This window comes from Streptomyces thermocarboxydus, assembly GCF_024760485.1.
Lineage (GTDB): Bacteria > Actinomycetota > Actinomycetes > Streptomycetales > Streptomycetaceae > Streptomyces > Streptomyces cellulosae.
This window is the reverse complement of record NZ_CP058273.1, coordinates 7,370,312-7,389,781: the sequence shown is the minus strand read 5'-3', so window position 1 is coordinate 7,389,781 and position 19,470 is coordinate 7,370,312. Positions and strand designations below refer to the sequence as shown.

20 protein-coding genes are annotated in these 19,470 nt (G+C 71.7%); 16 read left to right on the top strand and 4 right to left on the bottom strand.

What is annotated here, in order from left to right; all coding sequences use genetic code 11:
- The first annotated feature begins 451 nt into the window (after positions 1-451).
- The 5 genes from AY578_RS33705 (at position 452) to AY578_RS33685 (ending at position 3,849) form a co-directional block, all read left to right on the top strand.
- Entirely contained in the window at positions 452-673 is a 222-nt protein-coding gene (locus AY578_RS33705; protein WP_215189213.1) for a hypothetical protein, read from the top strand.
- Between the two features lie 127 nt (positions 674-800).
- Positions 801-1,187, top strand: coding sequence for a hypothetical protein (locus AY578_RS33700; RefSeq protein WP_215189211.1), 387 nt, complete (start codon positions 801-803; stop codon positions 1,185-1,187).
- Positions 1,184-1,534 carry a hypothetical protein gene (locus tag AY578_RS33695; RefSeq protein ID WP_258907138.1) on the top strand — a complete coding sequence of 117 codons (351 nt, stop codon included), beginning with the start codon at positions 1,184-1,186 and terminating at the stop codon, positions 1,532-1,534. Before AY578_RS33700 ends, AY578_RS33695 begins: the two co-directional genes overlap by 4 nt.
- Positions 1,535-1,842: 308 nt before the next feature.
- A complete protein-coding gene (locus AY578_RS33690; protein ID WP_258907136.1) occupies positions 1,843-2,607 on the top strand; it encodes a helix-turn-helix domain-containing protein in 765 nt (254 codons plus the stop codon).
- Positions 2,608-3,678: 1,071 nt separating this feature from the next.
- On the top strand, positions 3,679-3,849 hold the full coding sequence (locus AY578_RS33685) for a hypothetical protein (RefSeq protein WP_215188073.1): 171 nt from the start codon (positions 3,679-3,681) through the stop codon (positions 3,847-3,849).
- Positions 3,850-4,181: 332 nt separating this feature from the next.
- On the opposite strand, the gene AY578_RS33680 is transcribed toward AY578_RS33685, so the two are convergent.
- Together AY578_RS33680 and AY578_RS33675 are read right to left on the bottom strand one after the other, a co-directional pair.
- Positions 4,182-4,943, bottom strand: a complete 762-nt coding sequence (locus tag AY578_RS33680; RefSeq protein WP_215188072.1) for a hypothetical protein — start codon at positions 4,941-4,943, stop codon at positions 4,182-4,184.
- A 78-nt stretch (positions 4,944-5,021) separates the two neighbouring features.
- On the bottom strand, positions 5,022-5,585 hold the full coding sequence (locus tag AY578_RS33675) for a hypothetical protein (RefSeq protein ID WP_215188071.1): 564 nt from the start codon (positions 5,583-5,585) through the stop codon (positions 5,022-5,024).
- 118 nt (positions 5,586-5,703) lie between these two features.
- On the opposite strand from AY578_RS33675, the gene AY578_RS33670 reads away from it, so the two are divergent.
- From AY578_RS33670 to AY578_RS33645, 6 genes are all read left to right on the top strand, one after another.
- Positions 5,704-5,937 (top strand): hypothetical protein, encoded by a 234-nt coding sequence (locus tag AY578_RS33670; RefSeq protein WP_215188070.1) that lies wholly within the window; start codon positions 5,704-5,706, stop codon positions 5,935-5,937.
- A complete protein-coding gene (locus tag AY578_RS33665; RefSeq protein WP_215188069.1) occupies positions 5,934-7,028 on the top strand; it encodes a site-specific integrase in 1,095 nt (364 codons plus the stop codon). The genes AY578_RS33670 and AY578_RS33665 overlap by 4 nt, the downstream gene beginning before the upstream one ends.
- Before the next feature lie 546 nt (positions 7,029-7,574).
- Positions 7,575-7,985, top strand: coding sequence for a hypothetical protein (locus AY578_RS33660; RefSeq protein ID WP_215188068.1), 411 nt, complete (start codon positions 7,575-7,577; stop codon positions 7,983-7,985).
- A gap of 390 nt (positions 7,986-8,375) precedes the next feature.
- Positions 8,376-8,720, top strand: a complete 345-nt coding sequence (locus AY578_RS33655; protein WP_215188067.1) for a hypothetical protein — start codon at positions 8,376-8,378, stop codon at positions 8,718-8,720.
- Positions 8,721-8,845: 125 nt separating this feature from the next.
- The gene (locus tag AY578_RS33650) at positions 8,846-9,550 is read left to right on the top strand and encodes a hypothetical protein (protein ID WP_215188066.1); all 705 of its coding nucleotides are present in this window, start codon (positions 8,846-8,848) and stop codon (positions 9,548-9,550) included.
- Positions 9,551-9,976: 426 nt separating this feature from the next.
- The gene (locus AY578_RS33645; RefSeq protein WP_215188065.1) at positions 9,977-10,891 is read left to right on the top strand and encodes a replication-relaxation family protein; all 915 of its coding nucleotides are present in this window, start codon (positions 9,977-9,979) and stop codon (positions 10,889-10,891) included.
- A gap of 120 nt (positions 10,892-11,011) precedes the next feature.
- Here AY578_RS33645 and AY578_RS33640 read toward each other — a convergent pair whose 3' ends face one another.
- Positions 11,012-12,172 (bottom strand): hypothetical protein, encoded by a 1,161-nt coding sequence (locus AY578_RS33640; protein WP_251143034.1) that lies wholly within the window; start codon positions 12,170-12,172, stop codon positions 11,012-11,014.
- A gap of 301 nt (positions 12,173-12,473) precedes the next feature.
- Positions 12,474-13,883 (bottom strand): hypothetical protein, encoded by a 1,410-nt coding sequence (locus tag AY578_RS33635; RefSeq protein ID WP_258907130.1) that lies wholly within the window; start codon positions 13,881-13,883, stop codon positions 12,474-12,476.
- Between the two features lie 706 nt (positions 13,884-14,589).
- On the opposite strand from AY578_RS33635, the gene AY578_RS33630 reads away from it, so the two are divergent.
- From AY578_RS33630 to AY578_RS33610, 5 genes are read left to right on the top strand one after another with little or no spacing between them, the layout of a single operon-like run.
- Positions 14,590-15,522: a conjugal transfer protein gene (locus tag AY578_RS33630; protein WP_215188063.1), complete on the top strand. Its 933-nt coding sequence runs from the start codon at positions 14,590-14,592 to the stop codon at positions 15,520-15,522.
- Positions 15,519-15,860 carry a hypothetical protein gene (locus AY578_RS33625; RefSeq protein ID WP_215188062.1) on the top strand — a complete coding sequence of 114 codons (342 nt, stop codon included), beginning with the start codon at positions 15,519-15,521 and terminating at the stop codon, positions 15,858-15,860. The genes AY578_RS33630 and AY578_RS33625 overlap by 4 nt, the downstream gene beginning before the upstream one ends.
- On the top strand, positions 15,857-16,432 hold the full coding sequence (locus tag AY578_RS33620) for a hypothetical protein (RefSeq protein WP_215188061.1): 576 nt from the start codon (positions 15,857-15,859) through the stop codon (positions 16,430-16,432). Before AY578_RS33625 ends, AY578_RS33620 begins: the two co-directional genes overlap by 4 nt.
- Positions 16,429-19,116 (top strand): ATP-binding protein, encoded by a 2,688-nt coding sequence (locus AY578_RS33615; protein WP_258907127.1) that lies wholly within the window; start codon positions 16,429-16,431, stop codon positions 19,114-19,116. Before AY578_RS33620 ends, AY578_RS33615 begins: the two co-directional genes overlap by 4 nt.
- Complete coding sequence (locus AY578_RS33610) at positions 19,113-19,469, top strand: hypothetical protein (RefSeq protein WP_258907125.1); 357 nt, start codon at positions 19,113-19,115, stop codon at positions 19,467-19,469. Before AY578_RS33615 ends, AY578_RS33610 begins: the two co-directional genes overlap by 4 nt.
- The last annotated feature ends 1 nt before the right edge of the window (position 19,470 follow it).

The following is a 19,470-nucleotide window of genomic DNA, read 5'->3' as shown; positions in this document are numbered from 1 at the left end:
TGGCAGCGCCTCCGATTGCTCCCACAAGCCCCACGCCAGCAGCTACGAGTGCGACAACTCCCTCATCCATGAGAGCAGAATGCAGACTTTCCCAACCGGAGCCAACGGCCTCGCCGCAGATAACGGGACCGCTCCGCGCAAGCCCGGCCGGGTGCCGTCGCAGCCCACCGTGACCGGTGCCGCAGGTAACGGGCCATTATCTGCGGAACGACTTCACAGGGGGTCCGGCCGCCGACGGCCCGTCAGCCGCCCACCAGGGCCGACGAAGGCTTTCGTTCCGATGTTCCTCAACCCCCGGCCCCTGGCCGCCCCTCCGACGAGGGGCGCAGCCGGGGGCCTTTCTGCGTTCCCCGGAGTCCGCACCGGTATGGCACACTGCCCCGCTGCTCCGGTCCGTTGCCATGCGTGACGGCCCGTTGCGATCCGTTGCCGTTGACCGAAGGAGGCCGCCATGGGCGAGCCCGACGAGGGCCCCGAGTGGCTGCCCCGGGCGCAGTTCGCCGCCGCCGTCCAGGTGCACCCGGGCACCGTCTCCCGCTGGATCCGAGACGACCCGGACATGCGCGTGAAGCGGCTGGGCCCCACGGGGCACCGCGTCCGCATCCACCGCTCCGAGATCGCCCGCCGCAGCTGTGGGCACGTCCCGACCGAGGACACCCCGGCGGCCGTCTGACCGCCACCGTGCGCGCCTGCGTGGTTATGGGCCCGGGCGCGCTGCACCACCCGGAGGCCGGCCGCGCCGCTGCCTCCTGACGCCGATGGTTTTGGGCCTGGCGACACCCGCGACCACGGAGGCGCCCGTGCCTGCCGTCGACCTCGTCACCCGACCGTCCGCCGGGCCCCTGGCGGCCGCCTACCTCGGGCTGCTCGCCCGGGAGTGGGAGCCCGCCATGCCGGCGGTGCTGCTCCGCTCCCGGTTCCTCGGGCTGCTCTACGTCCTCCACGACCGCGCCGACCAACTCGGGCACGTCCGCCCGCGCCACGGTGCCGACGTCGTCCAGGACCTCACCCGGGGCGCCTGCCTGAGCACGGAGGACACGGTGCGGTACCTCGCCGCCGCCGTCGCGGCCGGGGTCGCCGTACGCCACGGCACGGACGCCTACGCGCTCCGCCCGGCCGCCGTCCCCGACTGGTCGGCGGCCGTCGACCACCTCACTGCCCCACGAGAGAGGACCACCGCCCCGTGAAGGCATCCCGTCCCACCGCCGCCGACAGCATCGTCGGCATCCGCCGCCCCGAGGACACCCGGTGCTGGCTGTGCGGTGTCCCCGGCCGCCCCGAGCGGACGCTGCGCTCCGACGTCCATGTGTCCGGGCACCTCTGCCTGAGCTGCTGGACGCTCCAGCCGCGCGGCCGCTCCTCCTGGTCCCGCGCCTCCTCCGCCCTGTACGCCGCCCTGCGGCTCCCGCGCGAGTGGCACACCACCGGCTACCGCTCCGGATGGCTGGAGGCCGCGGCCGCCGAACTCCAGGACCAGGCGGACGCATTCGAGCGGTCCCGCATCCCTCCCTCCCACCGCCAGGCCACCCGGTAAGCGCCGGCACCCGTGGGCGGGCACCTCGCTACGCCCGTCCACGGGTGCCGGCGCTTACCGGGCCCCTTCCGACCCCGCTACGCCCGTACACCGGCCCCGTCACGGCCCACCCACCCCCGGCCCCGACCAGGCACTCCCGTCCCCTGAGCGTTCGCTCACTGGGTGACAAGAGGGTGAAACCGGGGCCCGTCGACCGCCGCAGGAGGAGCGCATGGCGTCCGCCGCACAGCTCGCCGCCCGTCCCGCCGTCCCCCGTCTCCCGTCTCCCGGACGGCGCCTATGCCGTCCCCGACCCGCAGGACCCCGCCGTGACGACCCTGTGGCGCGTCGCGTACGGGGAGCTGCACCCGTGGCCGCCCCGCCGTCGCTGGGCGCCCCGTCCTCCGAAGCAGGACCCGGGCCTGACGGCCGAGGAGCGCCGGGCCCGCCGTGAGCGCTGGTACGCGGAGGTCTACTGGCCGTGGAAGCTCGCCGTCGTGGAGGAGATCCGCCGCGCACCGCAGGCCGCGGCCGCTCTCTTCGAGCGCCTGGTCCCCGAGCGCGAACGGCCGGACGCCTGGCTCTCCGCGCTCCTGGAGGGACGCCCCACGCGGGAGGAGCTGGACCAGGTGGAGCGGCAGATCGAGGACGAGCACCCGGACCGCCTCCGCGCGGTCGCCGCCCTCGCGGCCGCCGGCCTCCCCTACCGGCACATCGCCCGGGCCCTGCGCGTCTCCCCGTGGACCGCGTGGCAGTGGGCACGGCGCGGCGCGGAGCTGTGGCAGGAGGAGGGCGGCCCGGAGGCCCTGACGGCTGCTCTCGCCGCCCTGCCGCCCCTGGACGACCTGAAGACCCGGACGGCGGCCCCGGCGAAGGCCAGGGCGCAGCGGGAGCCGTCCGAGGTGCGGCCGCTCCCGGAGGAAACCGACGCCGCGTTCACCGCGTGGGCAGAGGCCCGGTTCGGTATCGACCCGGAGGACCTGGCGGAGCTGATGGAGGCCGCCGACACGGCCGAGCTGGTCGACCTCACCGCCGACGCCGACCAGCTCGCCGCGCTCCTGGCCGACCTCCCCGACGAGGACGCCGACGCCTGACGTGCCGCGCCACAACACCCGCCACGGCGGCCGCCAGGACGACGCCCTCCGTGCCGCGCCCCGGAGGGCTACAGGGGACTACAGGACGCTCCGGGAGGGCTACGGCGAAGCGGGCAACCGACGAGCGGGACGGGGGCGCCGGCCGCGCCGCACTCCGCCCTCCCCGCCCGTGCCCGGGCGCGGTTACTGGGCCCAGTAACCCACAACTCGCTGCCCCCGGTTACTGCCGCCAGGACCGGGGCCAGCGAGGGGTGTACTGATGTCCTGTCCAAGCGAACCCTGCGAAGTCCGAGTCAAGGTTGCGAGTGACGTTGTGGCGTCCGCGGGAACCGTGCGAGCAGCTGGCGGAACGCGTGTGCAAGCCGCTCGCTCAGCGTGCCCCCTCGTGGGTTCCACGGGTCCACCTGAACCCTGTACGGCCGTCTGGCAGGCAAGGAGTCGCCGGATCCGTCGTACCCCCGCCGTCGCAGGGCTGAGCTGCATGAGGCGACCGAACCGCCCGTCTCGGGTCGATGGGGACCGGGCTGCTGCCGCGATGGGGTGACGGCATCCCTTCCGGGAGTCTCCCGCGTCTTGTCGGATGCTCTGCACGGACCTGCAAGATCTGTCACGGGCAGCTCGGGCGTACCTCGGCTGGTTACGCCCTGAGTTATGCGCTGGGTCGCATCCTGGGTCCCGCCCGGCGTCGCGTTCTGGGTCGCACAGGACTGATCTCCGGCCGCGTCCGGTTCGGTGTCGTGACCTGGTGGACAAGAGGGCGATCGGCTGCCGTTTCGCGCGCCGACTTCTTGATGGGAGCGGTGTCGGCGGGCGCCTTCGGATCGGAATGCAAGGGTGTGGGGCTGCTTGCTCTCGTCGTGCTCCTGGTGCTCGTCGTCGTACGTCATCACCGTGACGTACGACGATCGTCGATGACGTACGCGCCCTCCCGGCCGGGGCGATTGCTGGGGTGGCACACCGGCTTCTTCTGGGACGACCCGACCCGTCTTCTCGATGTACGAGTGGGGGTTGCGGGGCTTGCACTCCGCTCCCCCATCGTCACGGCCAACGCCGAGATTCTTTGGAGGAGACGTGAGCACCCAGCAGCAGCACGACCAGCAACCGACCCAGGCGCCGGCATTGCAGCCGTCACCGGACACGCGCCGGGAGTTCGCGAAGAAGGGAACCTTGACCGTGGTCGGTGCTCTCGTCTCCGGAGCCACTCGGGCAGTGGTGGCCCATCTCCTGACGGGCAACGAGTGACGCGGCGCGGCAGCCGGTCGGGCCGCGGGACGGAGACAGGAACGGCCCGGCCGGAAGCCGGGCCGCAGGTATCCCGTGCGGCTGCGATCCGCGAGCGCGGCACGGTGTGACCACCTCCGGCTCGCAGAGTTGCGCTGGACAGACACGGCCGGAGTCGTCCAGGTGGACCCGTGGAACCCACGAGGGGGCACGCTGAGCGAGCGGCTTGCACACGCGTTCCGCCAGCTGCTCGCACGGTTCCCGCGGACGCCACAACGTCACTCGCAACCTTGACTCGGACTTCGCAGGGTTCGCTTGGACAGGACAACTGATATCAGTTCGCCACGGTCCGCCTAGTTACGGTCGTCCTGCTCTGCGCCGTCACCCGAGGTTCGGTAGTGCCGGTCCCACGCCTTGCCCGCGGCGATCATCGCCAGACCGGCCGCCCCGCTCAGCTCCAGCGCCTTGGTCATCACGCCGTCGGCGGTGTCGCTGGTGAACGCGAACACCATCAGGGCGCTCAGAGCGACCCCGCCCACCCACGCGACGAAGGACTGCCGGCGGACACCGAGCGGCAGATACTGCGCCTCAGAACCGGCGAAGTCACGCACAAGGTCAGCCAGGTCGTCGACCGTCTCGTCGGACACTTCGTCCGGGCTGGCCGCCTGATAGGTCTCCTCGGCGACAGCGACCGCCTGGGCCCGCTGTTCGGCCGTCAGCTGGCGCCAGACGCCCATGTCCCGCAGCAACTGGCCGAGGGGGCTCCCGTCGACCACGGGCGCGCCAGCGACGAACTGTGCGGCGAAGGGGTTGCTGCCAGATGCTTCCATGGCCCGGCGTATGCCGTGCACCCACTCGTTGCGGGCGCGGGCCAGCATCTCCATGCGGGCCTGGTTGGTCGGGGCGAGGGCTTCGCGCAGCAGCCGTTGCACGGGCTCACGGATCAACGCGTTGGGAATGCCGGCGCGGAGCGCTTCCAGCTGGACAGCGTTCTGGGTGTGTATCCGGGCGAGGGCTTCGCGGATTTGGTTGGTCTGGGGCTGGAGGGCGCGCTGGAGGGACTCCCGCAGGCGCGCGAGGTCCTCCTCGGGAATCTCGGATGGAGTGCTCGACATGGCGGTCATCCTGCCACCGTGAAGTCGCCCCAAGACGCGTGATGTTGAGCGCCAGTCCGTCGCCGGGCGGAGTGAGCCTCACTGCACTCTCGCGTTCCCCCTACGGACCGGATGCCTCGTCGGGGAGTCTTCGAATCCCAAGGTCAATCGTGCCTCGCGGCGGAACGCGACGTATGCCGAGTGCCGAACTGGCTCAAGCTCTCGGTACTCGGCATAACGACTCTCAGCTGGCCGTCCCTCTCCGGGGAGCAGGGCGCTGCAGATATCGCTGTAGGCCGCGCTGAGCTCGACGGCCGCCTCTGCCACGCGCTGTGGCCCTGTCAGCTCGATCCTGTCCGCTGCTCGCATGACGGCCACGTCCGCATCGTCCATCCGTAGCCACTCCTCCCCGTTGATGGAGCGCCCGGTATCGACTCGCACGGCGAGGGACTCCACAAGGGACTTCAAGACGTCCACAGCTTCCAGGTAGGCGACGTATGCCTGCTGCCGTTGCTCCCTGCGCCACCGTTCCCGCTCAAACTCGTGCTGGTGAAAGACCTGCTGTATCGCGGCGTCCGCCGTCCGTTTCGCGCCCCATATCGCGGCGATGGCGCCGACAGCGGCGCCGAGGAGACCGAACACTGCTGGCAGCAACACGTCCATGTGCGGATTCTGCCGTCCCGAAGCCGGATGTTGCGGTCCGTTTCCGTCTATTGCAGTCCGCTCCGTATCTGACTCTTGATAATGTTCCTTCTCTAGAGCCAGATGTGAGGGAGTGCCAGTGGGGAACGAGACGGCCGAACAGAACCGCTACCAGCGCGCGCTCAGCGCACAGATCAGCGCCGGCCAGGCACCGTCAACCGGCGGTCAAGCATCCTTCCGGGAGTTCAACGGCAAGGTCCTGCTGGAGCACCCGCCGGCCGACGGCCCCGCCCCTTCGTGCCGCGGCTGCGGCGAGCCCTGGCCGTGCGGGATGGCAGAGACCGCCATGCAGCAGGTCGGGGTCCGCTCATGAGCGGACAGCTCGCCGTCACCGACGTCGTTGACGCGGAGCTGGTGCACGACGAGACGGCGGGGGCCCCCGTCGCCGTCCACACCGACCGGGACCGGCACCTGTCCCCGGAGACCGTGGCCGCCATCGAGGAGAGCGCCGCCGCGTCCACCCGCCGCGCCTACTCCACGGACCGGGAGCTGTTCGCCGCCTGGTGCGCCAAGGAGGGCCGGGTGCCGGTGCCGGCCTCCGGGGAGACGATGGCGGAATGGGTCCGGCACCTCACCGTGATCCCCCGGCCGCGCACCGGGAAGCCCGCCGGGCCGTCGACCATCGAGCGCGCCATGTCCGCCGTGACGTCCTGGCACCAGGAGCAGGGGCACCCCAAGCCGAACATGCGCGGCGCCCGGGCCGTCCTCAACGCCTACCGCGACCGGCTCGCCGAGGCGAGGGACGAGGCCGCGCAGGCACGCCAGGCGACGGCGGCGCTCCCCGCGCAGCTCCGCGCCATGCTCGCCGGGGTCGACCGGACCACCCTCGCCGGACGGCGGAACGCCGCCCTGGTGCTCCTCGGCTTCGCCACGGCGGCCCGCGTCTCCGAGCTGGTCGCCCTGGACGTCTCCGCCGTGGAGGAGGCCGAGCATGGCTACGACGTGACGCTGTACCGGAAGAAGGTCCGCAAGCACACGACGAACGCGATCCTGTACGGCGCTGACCCGGCCACCTGCCCCGTGCGGGCCCTGCGCGCCTACCTGGCCGCCCTGGAGGCCGCCGGACGTACGGACGGCCCGCTGTTCGTCCGCGTCGACCGGTGGGACCGCATCGCCCCGCCGATGACCCGGGGCGGCCGCACCATCGGGGACCCCACCGGGCGGATGACGGCGGAGGCCGCGGCCGAGGTCGTGGAGCGCCTGGCCGTCGCCGCCGGCCTCTCCGGTGACTGGTCCGGGCACTCCCTGCGCCGTGGCTTCGCCACCGCCGCCCGGGCCGCCGGGCATGACCCGCTGGAGATCGCCCGCGCGGGCGGGTGGGTCGACGGCTCCCGCGTCCTCGCCCGGTACATGGACGACGTGGACCGCGTGCGGAACTCCCCCCTCGTCGGGATCGGCCTGTGACCGGGCCCGGCCGCGTACCTGCCCGCAGCACCGCCCACCACCAGGAGGACACCCACATGACGACGACCGACCAGGCCCGTGGGGAGCGGCTGGAGATCCGCCGCCCCGGCGACGTCCCCCCGTTCACCGCCCTGTCCCGGCTGGTGGAGCAGCGCATCGAGCACGACGACCGGCTCATGAACAACCGCCTCCCCGCCGACCACCCGCACCCGCTGGAGCGCGGCACGGCCGCCGACGCCCTCGCCGGTCTCGCGCTGGGGGAGGCCGTCCGCCGGCGCATCGCGGACGAGCACGGCAGCCGAGTGCGGGAGGCCCTGGAGCTGGGGGCCACCTGGTCCGAGGTGGCGGCCGCGCTGGACGTCTTCCCGGACGACGCCCGGGAGCTGCTGCGCGCGTGGGCCGAGGGCCAGCACCGGCTGTACCGGGGAAACCTCGCGGAAGGCCGACCCCGCCCGCTCGGGCTGGACGACCAAGAGCACGCCGCCGTCCTGGCTCTCGTCGAACTGGCGATAACGAGACGGCCGGCGCCCGTGCGGAGGTGGCCCGGTGAGCCCGGTTACGGAAGGGCGTGGCCTGCTGTGGGTTGGTGTCGCCGTCGTCGGCCTGGCGTGGGTATTCACCGTCCCCGTGCTGTGGGAGGGCCTGAGCGGATCGCACGGGCTTACCACTGCGGCGGCCGTCGTCCTCACGGCTCTCCTCGCCCTCGTGCCGGTGGCGCCGCTCGGGTTACTGGTGGCCCTGCGGGAGCACTCCGTGCGGCTGGGCGCTCGGCTGGGGGCCCTTGACGTGCTGCTGGTCCTGGCGCACCTGGTGGTGGTCGGGGGCCTCGTTGTGGCCCTCTTGGGGCGCTATGGGGTGACGGGTGTCCTCCTGGTCCTCGCCGGGACGCTCGCCCAGGAGGCTCTGACCGTCGCGGTCCTCCGGGTACGGCTGCACACGCCTCTCCCGGCTTCCTGATCTCTGACCGAAAAAAGGGGCGCCGCCTGATGGCGGCCCCCCCCCCTTTTCCATGCCTTGCTGGTCGATCTTGAGCAGGTGGATCGTCCGGCGTTATCGCCGGGGGTGGAGAGCCACCTGGACGGCCCCGCCGGCGGTTCCGACAGCGGCGACTGCTGCTGCGGCTTCAGGGAAGCCGAGCAGGGCCAGGAGCACCACCAGCGTGGTCTGCTCCGACGACGGCCCGGAGTTCACCGCCCTCGAGGAGCAGGTCCGCGCGGCCCTGGAGGATGAGCCCCGCAAGGAGCCCGACCTGGCCCTGCGGACACGCCGATCTCCGTGCGATGGCTGTGCCGCTCCGCTCTGAAGATTTCCCACACGCTCTGATCTTTCTCGAAAGGCATACTGCTGATGGTGACGACAACCACCCAGCGCCTCCTCGACCTCGCCGCGGCCGCACCAGCCACCCACGACGAGGACCTGGTGCTGCTCCTGCGCGAAGCGAGCGAGCTGTACCAGCAGGGTTTTGCAGACCTGCGCGACACGGTGGCGGCCCGCTTCGCCGGGCTGTCCGGCGGGGATCTGGTGGCGGCCGCGACCGCGGCCGGCATGCCGTGCGATGCGTCCCAGGACCGCGACGAGCTGGTCCTGCTGCTCGCCCTGGCCGAGTGGGAGATGATTCCGGCGGCCCTGGCCTACTCGGAGATGGCCCAGGACGCGGCTCGCCGCGGTGTGTGCCTGATCCCGGAGGAATGACTTCTTCCTCGCGCCAGCCGGGAAAACCTGGGCAGCGTACTGGACCCCCACCCCAAACTCCTGCCATTATGTGAGTTGTGAGCCGGGCAGGCCGGCTCACCTCCGACAGGATGGACACCTCTGCCATGACCTCGCGCCGTGAGCCTCGCCTGGCCGACGCTGCTGAGATCGCGGCTGAACAGGGCCTGACGCCCGCGCGGATCAGCGGCCTCTACAACGACCGCGCCGAGAACGGCTTCCCCGAAATCGCCGACATGCGCGGCCGCGCCCGCCTGTGGGACCACGCGAAAGTCAGCGAGTGGTTCGCGAACCGCCCGCCGGCACGCCTGCGCGAGCACACACCGCCCGCCCGTGACCCGCAGGACCTGCTGAACGCCGCCGAGGCCTCGAGGTTCCTGGGCTACAAGAATCCCAACCAGGTCACCACCTTCGTCCGCGACCACCCCGGGTACTTCCCCGACCCGGACGTCGTCGAAGAGCTGGGCACCGCCGAAAACCCCTACCGCCGGCAGCTGTGGCGCGTGCAGACCCTGCTGGACTGGATGGCCACCCGGCCGGGCCGCGGCAAGCACGCCGGCGCGAAGCGCACTGCCCCCGCACTGCCCGACGTCCCTGTCGACGGCGACCCCGACGAGCTCCTCGGAGCGACTCAGGCCGCGGCACTGCTGGGGTTCAAAAGCGTCAACTCCTTCTCCAGCAGCCTGTCCCAGGGCAATCTGCCCCTGCTGGAAACCCCCGACGCTCTCACGGAGAAGGGCGGGCGCCGACGGTGGACGCGTCGGCGCATCCTCGAGCAGGCCGCCCAACCCCGGGGCAGAAACCGGCGGTGAGCGCCCTTTCGCCCACCGTCCCATAGACGCGGCATCCGGTTACGGGTCGTTGGTCCCTTGCGGGCCGGGTGTCGCACGATGGCCGGCATGGCGTGGCTCGCCACCACGCCCCGCAGCAGCCCTCGGCTGCTGCGGACCGGCCATCGCCGAACTTCTCATGGGGCCGCCCTCTTCCTGGTTCACCCCCAGCCCCTTGCCGTAAAGCTGTCGAACTCCCCGGCAGGATCAAGCTGCTCTGGCGCGCGGGCCCGCCCCGTGGTCGGGGCCATGGACGTCAGCAAAGACGCAGAGCGCGAGGCTGTCTCGACTTCGTGACCATGGTCGGGGCTTCCTGGTCGGGGGTCTGGTCGGGGCCTGCGGGTTTCCTGAAGCAGCAACCGGAAGGTCTCCGCCGGAGACCGCCACGGCCGCGGAAGGAAACGTCTCATGAGCAGCGCCGCACGGAGCACTCCGGCGACGAAACCGGCCCCCAGCCCCGCTGAGCCCTTGGCCCACCAAGTGCTGGCGGGGCTCGCCCAGCACCGCATCGCCACCACCAGCCAGTTGCGCCGGATGCTGCGCCCGGACGGCACGCGACAGCTGATGTCCCGTGTTCTGAACAGGCTGCGCTCCGACGGCTTCGTCGACTGCACGGTGCTGCCGGACGCGAACCGGACCCGTACCAACGCCTGGTACCTCACGCAGGAAGGCGCCCGGCTGACCCGTAACCTGCCCGTCCTGCGGGGGCGGCCGCCCTACCCCATCACCTCGACCGCGGCAGCGTCTCTGAAGACCCCGCACACGCTCGCCGTCGTTCGCGCTCACCTTGCTTTCGCCGCAGAAGCCCGCCAGCTCGGGCACGAGCACGGTCCATGGGACTGGACCCCTGAGGTGTCCCACTCCATCGGCGAGGGCGAGCGGATCATGGCCGACGCGGTGATGTACTACACGGTCGTCGAGAGCGAACACCGGCGAAAGCTGCGCGCGTTCGTGGAAGTCGATCGCAGCACCATGAGCAGTGAGCGACTGGCCGTGAAGCTGATCGAATACGCCCGCCTGTTCCAGTACGAGGCCCAGCCCGTCGGCCGACGGAGGCAGGCCACCGCAGGTCCCGCCTGGCTGCGCTGGTATCCGGTCTTTCCACGTGTGCTCTTCGTGCTCACCGGCGCCTCCCGGGCCAGGCTGGAGAATCGGATGAGCGATCTGCAGGCAATGGTCGCCCAGCACCCCCTCGTGGCGGCCCTCGCCCGGGAAGTCCGGCTGGGAGCCGCCGTGCTTGAAGACCTGGAGCAGCACGGTCCCTCCCAGGACGTGTGGCTGCCTCTGGCCGGCGGCAGGACTCGCCCGTGGACGGATCTGTGAGCCGCCGGCGCAAGCGTTAAGTGCGGATCAGCCTGACGCCCCAGGACACCGGTCCTGGGGCGTCAGACGTATTCCTGAAACATCGTGATCGCTTGATCAGCGTGCTGCTCCCACTTGCTGTCAGACGCTCTGGCACAGCGGCGGCAGGAGTCCGTCGCCCGGCCAGAAGGGTCGCTCGGCCGCGAGGCCGGTGAGGTACGTGCCGACCTCGGTCAGGACCTTGGTGCGGTCGTCCGGTCCGTAGACGGTGAACTCCCCTGCTGCAGCGTCGAAGGCGCGCACGTGGCTTTCGGGGCCGGTGCAGATCAGGGCCCGGGCGACTTCGGGGAGTCCGAGGCTGAGGGCATCGCACCTCTGTTTCTGCACAAGGTGCACCAGGTCGACGGTGACGCTCTCCCAGTCTCCGACTGTCGGCCAGTCGGCGCCGCCGTTCAGTTCGTGGGTGAGGGAGGCCAGCGGGATGATCTCGCCCGGCCGCCGTCCCTGGGTGAGCAGGGCGTGGATCCGGGTGCCGTCGGGCTGGAGCACCTGCGGGTGGAGCAGTGAATCGGCGGCGACGACGGTGGTGTTGACCTCCTGGGTTCCGGGGCCGGGGTAGTAGGGCTCGTGTGCGAAGAGCAGGTAGACGGCTGAGGTGCGGGCAGCGGTGTTGGGTCCGGGCATGACGAGTGCTCCCTCCGGTGGTGAGGTGCCGGGCGTGTGCTGAGGTGCTGGCCGTGTCGTCGATCGGGCGCCAGGCGGCCGCCCCGGCTTGGGGGCCTGGTCGGCGTGGTCCGGCCGGGCCTGGGCAGGTGCGTGCTTGAGAATCTGGGCGACCTGGTCGGCGAGCTGGAGCATCAGCCGTTCGCAGGTGATGAGTGCGCATGAGGCCGAGCGTGTGTCTTGCGTCTGCAGCATGTCGGCGGCGTCCCACAGCAGGTGCTGGCCGATCTCGGCCGACCGGCGCAGTTCGTAGCGGTCGCTGCCGGCGGCGGCCTGGATGAGGCAGGTGTGCAGGGCGGCGAGGCGCTGGAGGTAGCGGCAGGCGCTGGCGCCTTCGACGCTGCGGACGTGTTCGCGGGCCCGGGCGTCCAGCGTGGCCGGCAGGTGTTCGGCGAGCAGCGGAGCGAGCAAGATCGCTGGCAGGGCGACGTCGGCGGGGATGCCATCGGCCATGGCGAACAGGCCGGCGACCAGGCTGAAGAACGCGACCGCGACGGTGCCGAAGCGCAGCGAGGCGCGGATGCCGGTGGCCAGGCCGATGCGCCGGGCGGGGCGCCTGGTCAGCCAGCGCAAGGCCATGCGCTGCGTGGGTGTGGCCGATGGGGTGAGGACTCCGATCTGGTGGGGTAGTTCAGGCCGTGTACCGTCGCCTGGGACCGTCCAGGCGAGCCAGCCCCACCGGGTGCGCTCGTAGACGAGCACGGGTTCGCACTCGGCTGTGCAGGTGTGGTCGCGGACGTGGCCGGTTCGCAGGGCGCGTGCGTGTTCCGCCTCCCACCGGCCCGGGGCAGCCGCGAAGGGGTGCAGGTGTTGCGCGAACCCGGGTGGCGATGGTGTGCGGCGGGTGTCGGTCACGGGCTGCTTCCTTCCGGTTGGTCGGTCAGGCGGAGGCGCACGTCGTGCAGCGGCCGTCGCCGTCGGGGTGGGCTCGCTTGCGAGTCGGGCCGGGGCAGGTGCGGCACAGCGGCCAGCCGAGGCAGGTGGGGCAGAGGTCTTCGCCGGGGGCGGTGGCGGGCACGCCGCAGCCGGCGCACTCGACGAGGGCCCGGTAGGTGAGGGCTTGGGTCACGGAGCGGGCGGCGACCGCTGTCGATGACCTGGTCGCGTCCACGAACGGTTCGTCCAGCGGGGCCGCGGCGGGGCGGGCGGCGCTGGCGGGCGGCGGGTAGGCCTGGGCGGCGCGGAGCCGGGCGGCGATGATCGCGCCGATCGAGGTGCGCACCGGGTTCGGCAGCGGCCGGTCGGTGATGACGTGGCGCAGCTGCTCGGGACTCCAGCCGGCCTCCAGCATCACGGTCGCCACGCGGCCTTGATCAGTCAGTGCCGGCCCGGTCAGCAGCAGTTCGGGACGGCTCGCCCCGATGTCCAGCAGCAGCCGGATCCCCGCGTGCATCTCGTCCGCCGGAGGCGGTGGCTTCGGCGATGTTGTCGCGTGCGAGGGGGCCGTCCGTGCGTTCGTGCGCGCCGCGTCGCCGCGATCGCACGGACGGAGGGGGTTGGTCTTCTGCTTGTTGGTCTTCTTAACGATGGTGTTCTTAGTGCCGGGCTCAGCCAACACTGGCTCAGCCAATCCTGGATAACCCGACTCTGGCTGTGAGCTGGGATTTTGCAGGGCAGGCAGGTCGGTGATGAAGTACAGGGCCTGCCCGAGCGTGCCGTCGGGGTTGCGGTCCCGGTCGCGCAGCAGGAATCCGTGGTGCTCCAGTTCCTCCAGGCCGGTGGTCACCGCGTCGACGCGTTCGCGGCCGTGTCGCACCAGGTTGGCGACGGTGATCTGCCAGCCGTCCCGGTGGGTGCTGATGTAGCCGAACAGTCCCTTCGCCTTGAAGGAGATCCGGCTGTCCCTGAACAGCGCGTTGGCGATCTGCGTGAACTGGTCTCCGGCCATCACCCCGCGGCGGATGCCCGCGCCGAAGTCGGTGTCGCTGCTGGCTTCCCGGAAGGTGGATGCTGGGTCGATCGGGGGAACGTCCGGAGCGGCGGGACGGTCGGTGATGCTGTAGACGATCTCTCCGAGGGTGCCGTTGGGGCGGCGCACGCGCTCGCGGACCAGGTAACCGAACTTCTCCAGCTCGTTCAGTCCTGCCCGCACCGCGTCCCGCCCGTCGGGGCCCAGGGCGACGAGGGCGGCGATGGTCACCAGCCATCCGTTGCGGTGGGTGCTGATGTAGCCGAAGAGGCCCTTGGCTCGGTACGAGATGCGGCTGTCGCGGAACAACCCGTTGGCGATCTGCGTGAACTGATCGGCCGCCATCACGCCGCGGCGGACCCCGGATCCGAAGCCGCTCATCGCGCCGTCCGGTACGCAGGCCGCGTGCGGTGGCCACGGCAACGCACCGTGCCCGCCGGGGTGGGGCGGCCGGTGGGCGCGAAGGCGGAGGCGTACGTGCGTTCCATGCCGTCAGCTCATCCGCCGGCCCCGACCAGGCTGACGGCCATGAGCCCCGACCATCGGTCACGATCCGGCAACGCAGCCTTCTAGCTGCCGTGGTCGGGGTCGTGGTCGGGCCGACCATGCCGTGCCAGCACGGTGCGCAGTCGTTGCGCAGCCCCCGATTGCGCAGCCTCCGTGAGCGTTGCGCAATGGGCCTGCGCAACCGATCGAGGGTCGTGCGCAGTCGGGTTGTGTGCCGCGGGTGCGCAGTACGGCCCGCGGATCCCGATGTCCTGTTGCGCAGGGTCGGGTGTGCCGATGCGCAGGCTGCCCCCGCGGGTCTGGTGGTGTCCTTCTGCGCGCTCGCGTACGGCGCCGGCCGGGGTGCGGCAGACGGGGGCCAGCGCATCCGTCGGCGGGGTGCCGGCGGATGACGCGGTGAGCGCCCACAGACCCAGGTTGGCTCCATGGTCGGGTCTGTGGTCGGGCCGACCATGACCCCGACCACGGGCTTCGTGTCCCCATCGTGACCGTGGTCGGAGTCTCGTGGTTGGTGGTCGGGTCGGGGTCGGCGGGTTTTCTCAAGGTCAGCAATCACACGTTCTTACCTGGGAGTTTGACCATGTCTCCTGGCAAGCAGGCCTCACAGAGCGAGGCTGCTGCTCCGATGGCGGGTGGCGCCCGGCTGGAGGCGATGCGGCGCCGCGTCCGGCTCTCGCGCTTGGCGGTCTGGACGGTCATCGCGGCCGGCCCCGTCGCCCTGGCCGTCGCCGTCGCCTCCACCCCGACCACAGTCGAGGCGGCTACTCCGGCCAAGCCCACCGCAGTGCGCACCGCGGCGGCCGCCGCCAACCCGGCCGGCTATGCGCAGTTGTTCGTCAGCGCGTGGCTGCGCAGCAGCGCCGATGACGCGACGACTGCGCAGGCGCGGCTTGCGCAGTCGATGGCGCCGGACGTCGAGCTGCCCAACCCGGCAGCGGGTGCGCAGTCGTCGCCTGCGTCCGTGACCGCGGTGCGCAGTGCGCAGCGCGCGGACGGCGCGTGGTCGGTGACGGTGGCTGCGCAGTACGCCAACGGAACGGTGCGCTACTACACGGTGCCGGTGGCCGCCGAGGCCTCGGGCGCCTCGTTCACGGTGACCGGCGCGCCCGGCGTGGTGGCCGGCCCGGGCCGGGCCGAGGTGCCGAGGTCGCCGTACGGCGTGAATGTCCCGGAGGGTGAGTTGTCCTCAGCCGTAGGGGAGTTCCTCGCCGCCTACCTGACCGGTGCCGGCGAGGTCGACCGCTACCTCGCGCCCGGTGTGCGGATGTCGGCCGTCTCCCCCGCTCCGTACACGGCGGTGTCCGTCGAGCAGGTGTCCGCGGTCGAGGAAGACGCGGCCGCCGAGAAGGTGCCGGCCGACGGCACGGCGGTGCGGGTCCTCGTCCGGGTGGAAGGTCGGGACGCCGGTGGTCGGTGGCCGCTGGCGTACGAGCTCACGCTCAAGGCCCGCTCCGGCCGGTGGGAAGTCGCCGCGCTTCAGTCCGGGACCGCTCAGGGCGGGGGTGCCCGGTGAACACGATGCACAGCCTGGTGCTCGCCGGGCAGCTCAACGACCTCGGCGACTCGTGGATCAACATGTTCAAGGAGTGGGCGACCAAGGGTCTGCAGGCCGGTCTCGTCTGCCTCGTCGTCGTCATCATGATCCAGAAGTTCAGTCTCAAGGCGGGGATCGGCGCCCTGCTGCTGATGATCATCGCGCTTGGGCTGTACAACTCCCGCGAGAGTCTCGCGAACATGTTCGAGGACGAGGTGAAGAACCCGGCCAAGGGCGCACCCGTCGTCCCCGGCGTCGTTCAGTCCGAACTCCCGTCCTCTCGTGACCACTCGCGGGGCGTCGGGGGCCGGCTTTGAGCGCGGCGTCGGCGCGGGTGGGCCGCTTCTACACCGCCGCCCGACGCCATCCATGGGTGCTGGGCAAGGTCGCGGACTGGAAGATCCCGCTCGGCCCCTACACCCCCGCACAGATCGTGGTCGCCGTCGGCGGCGGCTTCCTCCTGATCAAGACCATCAGCTGGTGGTCGTGGATGGGCCCGGTCCCCATCGTCGCGTGGCTGCTGGCGATCTGGGCGGTACGCCGGCCGAAGATCCGGGGCCGTGCGCCGATGCAGGCCGCGTTGGGCTGGGTGCTGCTCGCCTGGCAGCCGCGAGGAGGGCGGATCGGTGGGCGGGCCGCCCGCGACCGCGCTGCCCGACCTCTCCTCGGCGGCTTCACGGTCGAGGGCGCGCCAGGGCTGGACCCGAAGGCCACACCCTTCTCTGTGGCTCGCCAAAGTGCTGCCTCTCGAGCGCCGCTTGCGCGGTCGGCCGCCGGTCGCTCGTCCGCGCGCCGGCCCACGGAGCCGGTTGCTCCTGTCATGCCGGCGGGGCCGGTCTCTGGTGTGCAGCAGCTGCTCGCGCTCGCCCAGCAGGGGGGTGCGCGGTGAGGGTTCCAATCCGTCACATCGCCGGGCACCTCGTGTGGTCGACGCACGGCAGTGTGTGGGCCGTCTACCGCCTGCACCCTGGCCCGGACGCGCAGGGCCAGCGTGAGGAGACCGTCCAGGGCACGTACGTGCCCGCCGCCGTCCGCGACGAACAGCTCGCCAAAGTCACGCACTTGGTGCGGTCGCTGTCCGGGGCACCGCGGCTGTTCGGGCTGTGCGCGCAGGTCGATCCGGGTGAGATCGCCCTCAAGATGATCGAGGGCATTGAGCCGGCCGAGCCGGCACCCGGTGCGGGTCGGCACCCGTGGGTGGAGAACGTCGAGGCCACCCTGGAGTTGCTGGACGACCAGGAGATGCACCGCCGCACCCTGTGGCTGGCCGTGCCCCTGCAGACCGAGACCGGCGGCCTGCAGGTCTCCGCGCAACTCGGCGCGGCGTGGGCCGAGATCGCGCCGATGCTGGGCATGCGCCCGACACCGGTGGCCCGGCGTGAGGTGAGCGCCTACCGCGAGCAGGCCTCCCGGGTGGAGGCCGCGCTCGCCGGCGGCATCGCCTTCCGCCCCGCCCGTCCGGCGGAGATCGTGTGGATGATCCAGCACGCGCTCCACCGCGGTCTTGCCGAGCCCCTGCTTGCCGAGGCCGAGAGCAGCGAGTTGTACGGCGGGCAGCTCCGGGACGGCGTGCTGCGCTCCCCCAGCTACGCCGACCTTGGCCAGGTCCGCCTGCAGGAGGGAGGCATCGACCCCGAGCTCGACGACGTCGACGAGCTGAAGACCGCGGGCCGGATCACCCGGTCGGGCCGCAAGGCCTGGTGGCGGGTGAACACCGGCTCGCCGCTGGGGCGGCGCTGGCTGCAGGTCGAGTCCGACACCGGGGTGGGCTATCAGGCGCAGTTGGCGCTGGCCGAGTGCCCGCCCGCGGTCAGCCAGGACGCCGCGGACCTGTTCGCCCAGCTGGAGCTGCTCGACTTTCCCGTCGACTACACGGTCGACCTCACGCTGGTGCCCGCGGAGAAGGCCCGCGATCAGGTGCGGCGCAAGAAGAACGAACTGATCGACCAGGCCGACCAGTACGACGCCCGCCCGACCGGCATGCCGGCCTCGCTGACCGAGGCCGCCCGCGACTTGGGCGAGCTGGATGCCCGCCTGTCGCGCACGTCGGTCGAGGTTGAGGTGCAGTCGGTGACCGTGCTGACGGTGTGGGGGCCGACGGCGGCCGTCTGCGACGCCCGGGCCCGCGCCCTGGCCGCACTGCTCGGCGGAGCCGACTACCGCGCCGTGCGCCCGGCCGGCCTGCAGGAAGCCCTGTTCACCCTCGGCCTGCCCGGCACCGTACGGCCCGGCGTGGTGCGGGAGTTCACCCAGCACCAGATCAGTGAGGACTGGGCGCTTTCCGGGGCCTTCACCACCGCTCAGGTCGGCGACCCCAACGGGATGTTCCTCGGCATCGACCTGGACTGCGGTACCACCCGCCCCGTCATGATCAACCTGGCGGACGCGCCCAAGGTCGACGCGTCCGCGTCGATGGGGATCGTCGGGGATCTCGGCGCGGGCAAGAGCGTGCTGCAGAAGCTGATCGCAGAGGCGGTGTGGGCGCGCGGCGGCTGCGCAATCTGCATCGACCGCACTCCGGTCCGTGAGTGGGCCACCTTCGCCCGCAGCGCGGCCAAGGGCCGGGCCCAGATCATCGACGCCGCCCAGGCCGAGGTCTCCATCGACCCGCTGCGCATGTTCAGCGGGCCCGAAGGACGGCACTACGCCCTGTCCTACCTCACCCTGCAGCTCGGCATCGGACCGATGAGCACCAACGGCGAGGTCCTCCACCACGCCGTCGAGCAGGCAGCCGCCGGCCCGGAGCCGTCCATGCACCGCGTCCTTGAGGTCCTCGAGGAGATGGCCACGCACGAGGTGGGCAAGCGGAAGGACTCGGCCTCGACCCTCGCCGGACTCATCCGCGTCGTCGCCAGCAACTCCCTGGCCCGGATGGTCTTCGACCCGACGCTGCCGCCGGTACGGCTGGACGCCTCCAGCACCACCGACATGATCGTGATCACCACGACCGGGCTGAAACTGCCTCCCAAGGCAGCGTTCGACAAGCCGGAGGTCCTGCACCAGCAGCCGCTGGAGGCGCTGATCGGCCGCGCGGTGCTCTACCTGATCGCCGCGATCGCCCGACAGACCGCCTTCGAGGAACCCGAGCGGTTCACCCAGGTGGTCCTGGACGAGTTGTACTGGCTGACCTCCTCTGCCGAGGGCACCGCCCTGGTCCACGAGATCCTCCACGACGGCCGCAAGCACGGCGCCGGGCTCCTGGCGGGCTCGCACGACGCCGAGGAACTCGGCCCGGACCGCGGCCTCATGGCCTACCGCGCGCTCGCCCGCACCACCGACCGCGAACGAGCCCGCCGCGGCCTGGAGTTCGTCGGGCTCGATCCCAACGACGACGCACTGGTGCGGCTGGTGACCACCGGCCTGTCCCCCGTCGGCCAGAAGGGGCGAGAGGGCGAGTTCCTGCTGACCTGCCCGCGTCAGAACACCGGCCGGATCAAGGTCTCCATCCCCCGCATCCCACGCATCACCACCTCCATCACCACCACGCCAGGACGCCGCACGAGCGCTGCCCCGCCTTCCGTAACCGGTGCTGGCGAGGCCGTGGATAGCCATCCGAAGGAGTACGTCCGATGACCACGTCTTCCTGGAACCGCGCCCGGCGCGTCGCCGCGGCCGCGAGCGTCCTCACCGTTCTCGCCGTCGTCGCGGGCGCGGTCATCCTCGCCCTTGGGGTGGGCGTGCCAGACGGTTGGTGGCCGCACACCGGACAGGCCTTCGCCACCAGCACCCGCACCGCGCACCACGATCCCTGCGCCTTGATCGTCGGCCCGGCCAAGGCCTACTGCGAACGGGGCGCCACCACCACCGCGTCCGCTGGAGGGCAGGACGTGACTGGTGCAGCGTGGAGGTTGGGCACCGCCGGGGCCGGTGTAGCTGCCCTGGTGGTGTGTCGGCCCCGGTCCGCCGCTGGGCAAAGGCGGCGCTGAC